The organism is Collimonas sp. (assembly GCF_044339385.1).
Taxonomy (GTDB): Bacteria; Pseudomonadota; Gammaproteobacteria; order Burkholderiales; family Burkholderiaceae_D; genus Collimonas.
Genome location: NZ_JBIIVN010000065.1, coordinates 1 through 12,346 on the forward strand (window position 1 = coordinate 1; position 12,346 = coordinate 12,346).

Annotated in this window: 9 protein-coding genes and 2 pseudogenes; 2 read left to right on the top strand and 9 right to left on the bottom strand. The window is 58.7% G+C overall.

Features of this window, described 5'->3' with window-relative positions:
• Positions 1-96: 96 nt before the first annotated feature.
• A pseudogene (locus ACIQ0R_RS06575) lies at positions 97-815 on the top strand (asparaginase domain-containing protein); the annotation flags it as partial.
• A 164-nt stretch (positions 816-979) separates the two neighbouring features.
• On the opposite strand, the gene ettA reads toward ACIQ0R_RS06575, so the two are convergent.
• From ettA to ACIQ0R_RS06605, 6 genes and pseudogenes are all read right to left on the bottom strand, one after another.
• Entirely contained in the window at positions 980-2,647 is a 1,668-nt protein-coding gene (ettA, locus tag ACIQ0R_RS06580; RefSeq protein WP_395825224.1) for an energy-dependent translational throttle protein EttA, read from the bottom strand.
• 149 nt (positions 2,648-2,796) lie between these two features.
• A complete protein-coding gene (gene rarD, locus ACIQ0R_RS06585; RefSeq protein ID WP_395825226.1) occupies positions 2,797-3,687 on the bottom strand; it encodes an EamA family transporter RarD in 891 nt (296 codons plus the stop codon).
• A gap of 271 nt (positions 3,688-3,958) precedes the next feature.
• Positions 3,959-5,185 (bottom strand): multidrug effflux MFS transporter, encoded by a 1,227-nt coding sequence (locus ACIQ0R_RS06590; protein ID WP_395825229.1) that lies wholly within the window; start codon positions 5,183-5,185, stop codon positions 3,959-3,961.
• A gap of 225 nt (positions 5,186-5,410) precedes the next feature.
• Positions 5,411-6,647, bottom strand: a pseudogene (locus tag ACIQ0R_RS06595) (M20/M25/M40 family metallo-hydrolase).
• Positions 6,648-6,825: 178 nt separating this feature from the next.
• On the bottom strand, positions 6,826-7,932 hold the full coding sequence (gene alr, locus ACIQ0R_RS06600; protein ID WP_395825232.1) for an alanine racemase: 1,107 nt from the start codon (positions 7,930-7,932) through the stop codon (positions 6,826-6,828).
• A gap of 65 nt (positions 7,933-7,997) precedes the next feature.
• Positions 7,998-9,284, bottom strand: a complete 1,287-nt coding sequence (locus tag ACIQ0R_RS06605) for a D-amino acid dehydrogenase (RefSeq protein WP_395825235.1) — start codon at positions 9,282-9,284, stop codon at positions 7,998-8,000.
• A 225-nt stretch (positions 9,285-9,509) separates the two neighbouring features.
• Between ACIQ0R_RS06605 and ACIQ0R_RS06610 the strand changes: the two genes are divergently transcribed.
• On the top strand, positions 9,510-10,001 hold the full coding sequence (locus ACIQ0R_RS06610; RefSeq protein WP_395825238.1) for an Lrp/AsnC ligand binding domain-containing protein: 492 nt from the start codon (positions 9,510-9,512) through the stop codon (positions 9,999-10,001).
• A 94-nt stretch (positions 10,002-10,095) separates the two neighbouring features.
• Here the strand turns inward: ACIQ0R_RS06610 and ACIQ0R_RS06615 are convergent, their stop codons facing one another.
• From ACIQ0R_RS06615 to ACIQ0R_RS06625, 3 genes are read right to left on the bottom strand one after another with little or no spacing between them, the layout of a single operon-like run.
• Complete coding sequence (locus ACIQ0R_RS06615; protein ID WP_395825242.1) at positions 10,096-10,725, bottom strand: hypothetical protein; 630 nt, start codon at positions 10,723-10,725, stop codon at positions 10,096-10,098.
• Positions 10,712-11,566: a pirin family protein gene (locus ACIQ0R_RS06620; RefSeq protein WP_395825245.1), complete on the bottom strand. Its 855-nt coding sequence runs from the start codon at positions 11,564-11,566 to the stop codon at positions 10,712-10,714. Before ACIQ0R_RS06620 ends, ACIQ0R_RS06615 begins: the two co-directional genes overlap by 14 nt.
• A 42-nt stretch (positions 11,567-11,608) precedes the next feature.
• On the bottom strand, positions 11,609-11,992 hold the full coding sequence (locus ACIQ0R_RS06625; RefSeq protein WP_395825248.1) for a DoxX family protein: 384 nt from the start codon (positions 11,990-11,992) through the stop codon (positions 11,609-11,611).
• Positions 11,993-12,346: the final 354 nt, after the last annotated feature.

The following is a 12,346-nucleotide window of genomic DNA, read 5'->3' on the forward strand; positions in this document are numbered from 1 at the left end:
GCTTGGCCCGTTTGGTGCGTTTTACGTAGGTCATTTTTTCCTCTATGGTGGCAGTGTGCTGCCAAATGACCGTTTACACAAAACTAATTACACCCTCAAAAGGCCAGCGAAAGCATGACCAATGAGCACTGGCTGAAACTGGCAAAGCGCGTCAACACGCTGCTGGCACAACCCGATGTCGACGGCATCGTCATCACCCACGGTACTGATACCATCGAAGAAACCGCTTACTTCCTCGATCTCACCGTCAAGAGCCGTAAGCCGGTCGTGATCGTCGGCGCGATGCGTCCTTCAACGGCGATTTCTGCCGACAGCCCGATCAACCTGTACAACGCAGTCCTATTGGCCGGTAGCAAGGATGCGATCGGCAAGGGCGTGCTGGTGTCGCTCAACGATCAGATCAATGCGGCGCGTGACGTCACCAAGACCAACACCTCGGCCACCGATACCTTCAAGTCGCCTGAACTGGGCCTGCTCGGCTACATTCAAGGCAACAAGGCTTATTTTTACCGTCAATCGACCCGTAAGAACACAACCGATACCGAGTTCGACATCAGCAAGCTCGACGTACTGCCGCAAGTCGACATCATTTACGGCTACGCCAACATGAGGCGCGCCAGAAGGGCGTCATCATTGTCCGCGCCAGCCGCGTCGGTCAAGGTATCGTGGCCCGTAACGGCGAAGCCAACGACGATGAACTCGACTTCGTGGTGTCCGATACGCTGAACCCGCAAAAAGCCCGTATTCTGCTGATGTTGGCCTTGACCAAGACCAATAACACCAAGGAAATCCAGCGTATGTTCTATGCCTATTGATATCAATGGGTATGTCAATATGAACGGCGTGTCTGGCTGAGTGCCGGCATTGCGCCAGGCACAAAGAAGGGGTGCATAAAAAAGGGGAAGCACATCGTAGTGTGCTTCCCCTTTTTGCGTGACGCGCCTGTCTCTGTCAGCGTGTCTTTAGCAGCTTGTGGCGATCAGCGTGTGACAGGCTTGTAGCGGATACGCTTAGGCTTGGCGCCTTCTTCACCCAGGCGCTTGCGCTTGTCGGCTTCGTATTCCTGATAGTTGCCGTCAAAGAACGACACTTGCGATTCGCCTTCGAAAGCCAGGATATGGGTCGCGATGCGGTCCAGGAACCAGCGATCATGGCTGATCACCATCACGCTGCCGGCGAACTCCAGCAACGCGTCTTCCAACGCCCGCAGGGTTTCGACGTCGAGGTCGTTGGACGGTTCATCCAGCAGCAGCACGTTACCGCCTTGCAGTAGCGTTTTGGCCAGATGCAAGCGCCCGCGTTCACCGCCGGACAGGTTGCCGACGATCTTTTGCTGGTCGCCGCCCTTGAAGTTGAAACGACCCAGATAGGCACGCGATGGCATTTCAAAGCGGCCGACTGTGAGGATATCGGCACCACCGGAGACGTCTTCGAACACCGTCTTCTGGTCCGCTAGCGAGTCGCGCGACTGATCGACAATCGATACCCTTGCGGTGCTGCCGATCACCACTTCACCGCTGTCTGGCTGTTCCTTGCCGGTGATCATCTTGAACAGTGTCGATTTACCGGCGCCGTTAGGGCCGATGATGCCGACGATAGCACCGGCCGGGATACGGAAGCTAAGGTTATCGATCAGCATACGGTCGCCGAATGACTTCGAGACGTTCTTGAATTCGATCACTTCATTACCCAGGCGCTCAGCCACTGGAATGAAGATTTCCTGGGTTTCGTTGCGCTTCTGGTATTCGTGCTCGCTCAATTCATTGAAGCGCGCCAGACGGGCCTTACTCTTGGCCTGCCGGCCCTTCGGATTCTGTCTTACCCATTCCAGCTCTTTGGCGATGGTTTTCTGACGCGACGATTCGCTGGCTTCTTCCTGCTTCAGGCGATTACCCTTTTGCTCCAGCCACGAGCTATAGTTGCCTTTCCATGGGATGCCGTGGCCGCGGTCCAGTTCCAGAATCCACTCGGCAGCGTTGTCGAGGAAGTAGCGATCATGGGTGATGCCGACCACGGTGCCCGGGAAACGTTGCAGGAATTGTTCCAGCCAGTCGACCGATTCGGCGTCCAGATGGTTGGTCGGTTCGTCCAGCAGCAGCATGTCTGGTTTCGACAGCAGCAGGCGGCACAACGCCACACGGCGTTTTTCGCCACCGGAGAGCACGCCGATCTTGGCGTCCCACGGCGGCAGACGCAGGGCATCGGCGGCCATTTCCAGTTGCAGGTCCAGATTGCCGTCGCCGGCAGTGGCCAGGATGTCTTCCAGACGGGCCTGTTCAGCCGCCAGCGCGTCGAAATCGGCGCCTTCTTCAGCATACGCAGCGTACACCGCATCGAGCTTGGCTTGCGCTTCAAACGCTTCGCCCAGTCCACCTTCGACGGCCTGGCGCACAGTCTGTTCCGGATCAAGCTGCGGCTCCTGCGGCAGGTAACCGATATTCAGGCCTGGCATGGGCACGGCTTCACCCTGAATATCCTTATCGATGCCTGCCATGATTTTCAGCAAGGTCGATTTGCCGGAACCATTCAGGCCCAGCACGCCAATCTTGGCACCGGGGAAGAACGACAGCGAAATATCTTTCAGGATCTGACGTTTGGTCGGCACGATTTTGCTGACCTTGTTCATTGTGTAGACGTATTGAGCCATGAGGAGCAGTGATTATAAAAAATAATGCGGTGAATAAAGCGGGCCACTAATGCCACTAATGCCACTAATGCCACTAATGCCATTAATAACCCATAGCAGCCAAGAATAACTGATGCACGCCAGGTTGACGAATAGTTAATGCCGGCATCTCATGCCGACGCGCCTGGGCGTATTTTAAACGTTCGCCACAGTCCTTCGGCCGAATACAGCGCCAAAGCGCACCAGATGAGGATAAAACCGTTGAGGCGGTTGCCGTCCAGTTGTTCGCCGTAGAGCCAGACGCCGAACAGCAATTGTAGCGATGGCGTGATGTATTGCAGCACGCCGACCAGCGAAAGCGGAATGCGGCGCGCACCGGCGGCGAACATCAGCAACGGGATCGAAGTGATCGGCCCGGCCGCAACCAACAGCCACTTGGTGGCGGTTGAGGCGCTGCTGAAGGTGTTGTGGTCCTGCTGCGAGGTGTACGCCAGGAAGGCTAGCGCCAGCGGCAGCACCAGTGCGGTTTCCAGCGCCAGGCCAGGCAATGCGCCGAGGCTGGCGGTCTTGCGCAGCAAGCCGTAGCCGCCGAAGGTGACAGCCAGCGTCAGCGCGATCCAGGGCGGATGGCCTGCTTGCCAGGTCAGCCACAGCACGGCGCAGAAGGCGATGGTAATGACAAGCCATTGCAACGGCCGCGGCCTTTCGTGCAGGAACATCAGGCCGAGCGCGACGCTGACCATCGGGTTGATGAAGTAGCCCAGGCTAGCCTCGAGGATGTGATTATTGTTGACTGCCCAGATATAAGTCGTCCAGTTGGCAGTCAGTAGCAGCGCGCTGGCTATGAAACCGCCGATCACGCGCGGCTGGCGCAGCATCGGTACGACCCAGGCCCATTGCTTGCGCACCGTCAGCACGATCAGCAGGAACAGAAAAGACCAGATAACCCGATGCGCAACGATATCGACCGGCGGCACTTCAGCCTCAAGTGCCTTAAAGTAAATCGGGAACAAGCCCCACAGGACGTAGGAGGCGATGGCGTAGAGCATTCCTGCTCGCATAGGTTTTTAATTTGCGGGACAGAGTTTAGGGGCCACTGTAGCGTGGCGCATTACGCTGTCCTTAACTGACTGGAGAAAACGGTTAAATTGCGACGGAAAACAAGCCGAAGAAAAAATAATAGACGGCAATGGGCATTCTACGCAATAAATGGCTGTCATGAGGACGCCAGCAGCTGCTGGAAATAAAAGACTATCGAACCCGGTTCAGGCGGCGCTTGATAACGGCTTATGCCATCGGGACAGAGCGACACCGCCGGTGCGAAGACCGCGTTCAAGCCGGTGCCGCCACTTGCAACAGGCGCTGATGTTCCGGCCGCGCGATGCAGCGGTGCAATAGCAATCCGCCCATGCCGCAGGCCGCCATGACCACCATCAGCGGCAGCGCCGTGCCGTCATGCCACAGGCTCATGGCAACGCCGGAAGTGATGCCGATCGCAAATTGCAAGGTGCCCATCAAGGCCGATGCCGTGCCAGCCTGTTTGCCTTGCTGCGACAACGCAATCGCCGAAGCGTTAGGGCTGATGAAGCCGTAGCTGGCAAGGTAGCCGAAGAAGCCGGTCAGCAGCACCGGCAAGCTGTTGACGCCGCATGCCACCAGCAACGCTACCAACACGCTGAGCACGGCCGGCATCCACAGCGCGCGGCCGAGAATCGTGTCCAGCGTATATTTACCGACCAGGCGCGCATTGACCTGCGAGGCGGCGATCAGGCCGAATGCATTGGTGCCGAACACGAAGCCGAAATTTTCGGGTTTGATGCCATGTAGTTCGATCAGCACGAATGAAGAACCGGTAATGTAGGCGAACACGCCGCCCTGAATCAATCCGCCGACCAGACCGTAGGCGACGAACTGGCGGTCTAGCAGCAGCCGGCCATATTGTTTGATGGTGCGGCCCAGGTGTAGCGGTTCGGCCTGGTGGCGATCAAGTGTTTCCTGCATCGCGTAATGGATCGCGATCAGGCAGAACAGACCAAAGCCGGTCAGGCCGCCAAAAATCACCCGCCAGCCCCACAGCTTGAGCACTGCGCCGCCGATCAGCGGCGCCAGCCCCATTACCAGCATCATCAATGAAAACGCTCTGGCAGCACCGGTGGTGCCGAGCCGGTCGCGGATCACAGCGCGTCCGATCACCATCCCGGCGCAGCCGCCCAATCCTTGCAGAAAGCGAAATACGATCAGCGCCGTTACGTCTTGCGCCAACATGCAGGCCAGCGAGCCGAGTACATACAGCGTCATGCCGACATACAACGGCGGCTTGCGGCCGAAGCGGCCGCTCAGCGGGCCGTAGAACATCTGGCCCACCGCCAGACCGACCAGAAAACTGGCTAGCGTCAGTTGCACCAGATTGCTGCCGACGCCTAACTGTTGAGCGATGGTGGGAAAGCTCGGCAGATACATGTCGATTGACAGCGAGCCGATGGCCGTCAGTGCCGCTAGCAATAGGAGCCAGCCCGGGAGCAGTTTTTCCGGCGCTAAGGTTGCAGGTGTGTTTTTCATGGAGTGCTTAGATTGCGCCAATTGCCGGCGCCGGTTTAACGATGTGAAGCAGGTGCAATGCGCTGACGGTAACTGCAGGAAGGCTGCACAACATCCAGGCTCATGTTACAGGAACTTCAGGTTGTTTGCCGTGAGCGCACGGTAGCAAGCTGCCGCAGTACCGTGCAGCCCGATCGTCATGGCGCGGCCACGTTGCCCCGTTGCCGCGCCGCCCGGGAAGATGCGCTACTCTGCCAGCAAATCCAGCAAGGTCATCGCAATCACTTTGGTGGCCTTGCGCAGATCCTCCAGCGCCAGATTTTCATCGGCTTGCTTGGCGTTGGACTCCATCAGCGTGCGCGGACCGGCGCCGTACAGCACTACCGGAATACCGTGCTCGCCGTATAGCCGGGCATCGGTATAGAGCGCTGAACCGTTGGCCGGAATCGCTTCTCCCAGCACCGCCAGCGCATTCGCCTGCACGCTGCACAACAGCTTTTCATGGCCCGCCAACGGACGCAGCGCGCGCCAGCAACAGGCGTTTGATTTCCACGCGGATCCCCGCCAAGCCAGTGACCGCAGCGTCGATCATGGCGCGCACTTCCGCTTCCACCGCAGCCGGATCTTCTTCCGGAATCATGCGGCGATCCATTTTCAGCACTACCTTGCCTGGCGCCAAATTAGTGTTGGTGCCGCCGTCGATGCGGCCGACGATCATGGTCGGATGGGTAATGCCGGGAATCGCCGAACTGATTTCTTTCAGCTCCGGCAGTCTGGCGTAGATCGCTTGCAGCACTTTGGTGGCTGCCTGCAACGCGTCATGGCCGGTTTCCGGCATCGAGCCGTGGGTGGCCTTGCCATGTAACGTGATTTCAAACTGCAGGCAGGCGTTATGCGCGGTGACGACGTTATAGCTGAAGCCGGGGCCGATCACCAGATCCGGCTTGGTCAGGCCGTTTTCCAGCAGCCAGGCCGGCCCCAGCAGACCACCGAATTCTTCATCGTAGGTGAAGTGCAGTTCGAGCGCGCCTGTGAGCGGCACGCCCAGCGCCTCCAGTGCCCGTACTGCAAAAATATAGGTGGCGAAATCGCCTTTCGATACCGCTGTTGCGCGGCCGTAGATACGGCCGTTGTCGATCTCACCGCCGTACGGTTGCTTGCTCCAGCCTTCGCCCGGCGGTACCACGTCGCCATGCGCGTTCAATGCCAGCGTCGGGCCGCCGTCTGCATATTGGCGACGCACGATCAGGTTGGTGATGCTCTCCATGCCGTAATCCCTGACTGTGGCCGCTGGCACCGGGTGCTTCTCGGCTTGCCAGCCCCAGGCGCGCATCAGTTCGGCAACTGCATCGGCGTGCGGCGCGTTATTGCCGGGCGGGGTGTCAGTAGGAATGCGGACGATCTTTTGCAGGAACGCGACTTCTTCGTCAAAGTGGCTGTCGATCCAGTTGGCGAGCTGGGCGGATAACGCGGCGTTGGTCATGGCGGAAAAGGAAAAAAAGGAAAGAGTGGCATCAGGGCTTGATTCTACGACGTTGCGGCCATGCGGGGGGGGGACGTCGGGCGGGCGTTGGCGCCGCTGCGCCAACGCCCCTGCAGAAAATCATCGGCGGGCATCCCGCGCGGCAGCAAATCTGCCGGCCCTACAAATTCAGGCGAGGTTAGCCGCCGATATATTCGCGGTGATAGCGCCGTCCGAGATCGGTCAGGATTTCATAGCCGATGCTGCCTGCCAGTCGCGCCACGTCGTCTAGCGGGCGATGCGGGCCGATCAGCTCCACGCTCGCGCCGGCCTGCAAGCGCTCGCTGGCGATGCCGCTGACATCAAGCGTGATCGAATCCATCGACACCGTGCCGACCATCGGTGTCGGCTGGCCGTCGATGAAGGCGATGCCGCGGTTGCTCATGCTGCGCAGCCAGCCATCGGCATAACCGACGCCGATGGTGGCGATACGCCGTTCTTCGGTGGCGCTATAGCTGATGCCGTAGCCGACATGCTCGCCACGCTGAATGGTGCGGCACTGGATGATGCGGCCGTGCAGCGCCACCACCGGCTGTAAGGGGTTGGCGACACCTGCCACTGGTGCGATGCCGTACAGCGCCGCGCCGGGACGCACCAGATCGAACTGGAAATCGGCGCCGAGAAAGATACCGGAGGAATTAGCCAGACTCGCAGGGATATGCGGCAAGCGCTGGCGCCAGCTTTGGAAGCGCGCCAGTTGGCTGGCGTTCATCGGATGGCTTTGATGCTCGGCGCAGGCCAGATGGCTCATCAGGAAACGCGGCGGGATGCTTTTCATGAACGCCGGATTGGCCAGCCAGGCCTCCGCTTCGGTTGCCGGCAAGCCCATGCGCGACATGCCGGTATCGACCTGGAAAATCGCCGGCAACGGGCGTTCAAGGCTGTGCGCCAGCGCATGCCACGCTTCAATTTGCTGCAAGCTGTTGAGCACCGGGGTCAGACCGTGGGCGATGAGTTCGCGTTCGGTAGCGGGCGGTGCGCCGTGCAGCACGAAAATTTCGGCAGTGGCCGGCAGCTGCGGCCGCAGCGCGATGCCTTCATCCAGATGCGCAACGAAGAAGTGGCGACAACCTTCTGCCGCCAGTGTCGGCCCGACCTTGTCGGCACCCAGGCCATAGGCATTGGCTTTGACGGCGGCGCCGACGGTGGCTTTGCCAGCCTGCTGCCGTAGCAGGCGATAGTTGCTGCGAACTGCTGCCAGGTCGACCGTGAGGATCGCGCCGGCATGTGCTGCTTGTGGAGTCATCGTGGGTTGCTCAAAAATATTGCTCAAAAACGTTGTGGTGTTGCCGCACGCCGGCCTGAAGTCGCTCAGGCATAGGCCGGATGCGCCGTTTGTACGAAATTTTTGCTGTAGCGGCTGACAGACAGGTCGTCCGATGCGATTGCCGGACGCCTGCCGGAAATCAGGTCTGACAACAATTGCGCCGAACCGCAAGACATGGTCCAGCCGAGTGTGCCGTGGCCGGTGTTGAGAAACAGGTTGCGGATATGAGTGGCGCCGACGATCGGTGTGCCGTCAGGCGTCATCGGCCGCAAGCCGGCCCAGAAACTGGCGGCGGCCGTATTGCCGGCGCCCGGGAACAGGTCATTGACCACCATCTCCAGCGTGGCGCTGCGTTGCGGCTTGAGCGTCTTATTGAAACCGACGATCTCAGCCATGCCGCCGACACGGATACGCTCGTCGAAACGGGTGATGGCGATCTTGTAGGTTTCGTCGAGGATGGTCGACACCGGCGCCGCCTCGGCATCGACAATCGGCACCGTGATCGAATAGCCTTTCAGCGGGTACACCGGGATCTCCAGCAGCGCGCCGAGGAAGCCGGTGGAATAGGCGCCCAGCGCCACCACATAGTTGTCGGCCTGCAGGTGCTCGGAACCGCATTGAACCCCGGCGATTGCGCCGTTGGATAAGGTCAGCGCATCGATCTGCACGTTATAGCGGAAACGTACGCCCAGATCTTCGGCCATTTTTGCCAGTTTGGTGGTGAACATCTGGCAATCGCCGGTTTCATCGTTCGGCAGGCGCAACGCGCCGCTGAGTTTGTGCCGGACCGCTTGCAGCGCCGGTTCGGCCTGCGCCAGCTGATCTGGCGTCAGCAGTTCAAACGGTACGCCGGTTTCTTTCAAGACGTCGATATCCTTGGCCGCATCGTCGAGTTGCTGTTGGCTGCGGAATACCTGCATCGTGCCGAGCTCACGGCCTTCGTAGGTGATGCCGGTATCGGCGCGCAAGACCTTGAAGCAGTCGCGGCTGTATTCGGCCAGACGCACCATGCGCTCCTTGTTGACCGCGTAGCGGGCCGAACTGCAATTGCGCAGCATTTGCCACATCCAGCGCAGCTGGAACAGCGTTCCGTCAGGCGTGATCGACAGCGGCGCATGCTCCTGCAACATCCATTTCATCGCTTTCAACGGAATCCCCGGGGCGGCCCAGGGCGAGGCATAACCGGGCGAGATCTGACCGGCATTGGCGAAACTGGTTTCCTGCGCGGGCCCCGGCAGGCGGTCGATGACGCTCACTTCATGGCCGGCGCGCGCCAGATAATAGGCGCTGGTGACGCCAACTACGCCACTGCCAAGGATAAGGACTCGCATCTGTAATCTCCGTCATAGCTGCTCGGTTGATACGTTACTGCAAGCTCAAGATTCGCTGGTTGCGGGCGCCACGGCGCGAACAAATGAATTGCTTTTGGTTTGCAGCAATAAGCGCTATCGTATTAGCTATTTACTAGTATTTGTTACTGTATAAATTCACTAATTCGGGGATAAGTCCTGAAAATGTGCCTGAAAATTTGATCAAAAACCTGCCCTCAAGCGATCATGAGAATCTATAAGGAATCAAGCCGCGCGCTAGACAAACTAGACCGCCACATCCTGCGTTTGCTACAACAGGACGGCCGCATGTCGATGAAAGAGCTGGGCGAACAGGTCGGCCTGTCGATTACGCCCTGCATCGAGCGCGTCAAACGGATGGAGCGTGATGGCGTCATCGACGGTTATTACGCGCGCATCAACCCGGCTGCGGTAGGTGCTAAGCTGCTGGTGTTCGTCGAAATTACGCTGAACCAGAAATCGGCCAGCGCCTTCGAGCAATTCCGCCGTGAAGTGCTGCGCATTCCAGAGGTATTGGAGTGCCATCTGGTATCCGGCGATTTCGATTATCTGATCAAGGCCCGCATCCGCGAGATGGCGGAGTACCGCAAGCTCTTGGGCGACATGCTGCTGCAACTGCCAGGCGCTGCGCAATCCAAGAGCTATGTGGTGATGGAGGAGATCAAGGAGACGCTGGCGCTGTCCATGGAGGGTAAGTAGCTGCGCTTGACGACTAGCGGGAAGGTCGGCATGCGAACAGTCAAAAACAACGGCGACATCAACACCAACCCAGCGTATTTAAAACTAACCTAGCCTAGTTAAATGGGGTCGGAGTTTTTTTTTCGCGGTTCTTTGCGAAAATTACTCTGACCCCATTTAACGGGCCACGGAGCACATGCCTTTGCATTCGCCTGGCCTTATTCAGCCAGGCTGATTTCAATGCGCTCCTTGCCCTTGCCAGTGTTTTTCGCTTCAATTTGAGCAAGCCGATTTCTGCGGTCGAGCGTGGGTGGGTGCCGCCGCATGCCATGCGGGCTAAGCCGGCGACTTTCCTGTAGCGTCGCTGCGCGGCTTCATCGGTCAAGGCGGTGACGATCGGCAGGTCTGCCTGCGACAGCGCCGCTGCTTCCTGTTCGATTTGCGGGAACAGCGCGGCGATGCTGCTTTCATGGGAAAAATCCACGCGTGCCTTGTCGGCCGAGATATGGGCGCCTATGCGTTCTATTCCGGTGCCGTCACCCGGGTTGCGAGCGTGCTGTGGTAAGGGTCTTGCCAGAATAGTTTGCTGGTCATGGCTGGTTTGGATTATCGAAGATTCTTCAAGGATAAATCGCTTTGGCGATTCAGGCTCGAATAATCTTGTTGAATTTGCGCGCCGGCATAAAAAAGGCGAGCTCGCCGCTCGCCTTTTTACTTCCTTGTCGCGATGCTCAGAACTTGCCATCTCGGAAATCCTGGATCGCTTGCTCGACTTGTTCGCGGGTGTTCATCACGAACGGCCCCCACTGGGCAATCGGCTCATTCAGCGGCCGTCCGGCGATCAGCAGGAAGCGGATGTTGCCCTGGGCTGTCACGCTGACGCCGGCGGCATCGGCGCTATTGCTCAGGATCGCCATGCGGCCTGCCGGCGCGCTGCGGGCATCTTCACCGATCTGCAGTGCGCCTTCAAACACGTACAGTAACGCATTGTGGGTTGCCGGGATCGGCAGGTCGAGCTGCTGGCCGGCGTCCAGCTGCACATCCAGGTACAGCGGTTCGGTGGTCGGCCGTTGCATCGCGCCGGCGCTGCCGAAGGCGTTGCCGGCGATGACCTTCACCTTGACGCCGGGCTGTGGCGATACTTGCGGGATCTCGTCGGCTTGCAGGTCGCGGTAGCTGGGCGTGACCATCTTGTCGTCCGAAGCCAGGTTCAGCCACAGCTGGAAGCCGCTCATCAGGCCGTCTTCCTGTTCCGGCAATTCCGAATGAATCAGGCCGCTGCCGGCGGTCATCCACTGTACGCCGCCGGGTTGCAGCAAGCCCTCGTTGCCGGCATTGTCGCGATGGCGCATGCGTCCGGCCAGCATGTAGGTGACGGTTTCGAAGCCGCGGTGTGGGTGGTCTGGAAAGCCGGCCAGATAATCCTCCGGCTGGTCCGAGTGGAAGTTGTCGAGCATCAGGAACGGATCGAGACGGCGTTGCAGATCGTGCGTCAGTACCCGCACCAGGCTGACACCTGCGCCGTCCTTGGTGGCAACGCCGGTGACCAGACGTTCGAGCTGGCGGTTGAAGGTTGGGTTATTCATAAAAATTCTCCGTTCCCTGATAACCGGGAAAATGATGTGCGTTTACTTTTTCGAATCGGTACTGCTGGCAGCCAGCATCAGCAAACCCCCGATGATCGAGATATTTTTCAGGAAATGATTCAATTGGTTCTGCGCGTTGGCCGGGTCAGCTTGCCAGAAACGGTGCGCGGTCAGGGTTGCCGCTACCGTGAACAGCGCCACGATGATGGCGATCGGACGCACTTTCCAGCCGGCCATCAGCGCCAGTCCGCCGCCGAGTTCTACGACGATTGTGGCAAGCACGGCGAAAATCGCAAACGGCACGCCGAGGCTGGTCATGTAAGCGACTACGCCGGAGAAGGCGGTGATTTTCAGGACCCCGGAAATGACGAACAGCGAAGCCAGCAAGATGCGGCCGATGCGATAGAGGTTTGGCGAAGTTTGCATGATGGATCCAATCTTTAAAATAATTGTTGTGTCATGAAGTTTGGCGACTGCAATAAGCAACTGCAATAAGCGACTGCAATAAGCGACTGCAATAAGCGACTGCAATAAGCGACTGCAATAAGCGACTGCAATAAGCGACTGCAATAAGCAACTGCCATCGCAACTGCCTTCAGATCGCCGCATTGACGGATTACCTGATTACCCATTGTCGATTGCCGAATGAGGACTTTGAGCTTCCCTCGATTTTTCGTCTTCCAACAGGTGGCTTTTATGCCGCCTGTTTTTCCTGATGTTGCTCAGTGAGCCAGTCATCTAAATACTGGCAGGGTGAACGATAGCCAAGCGTCGAATGCT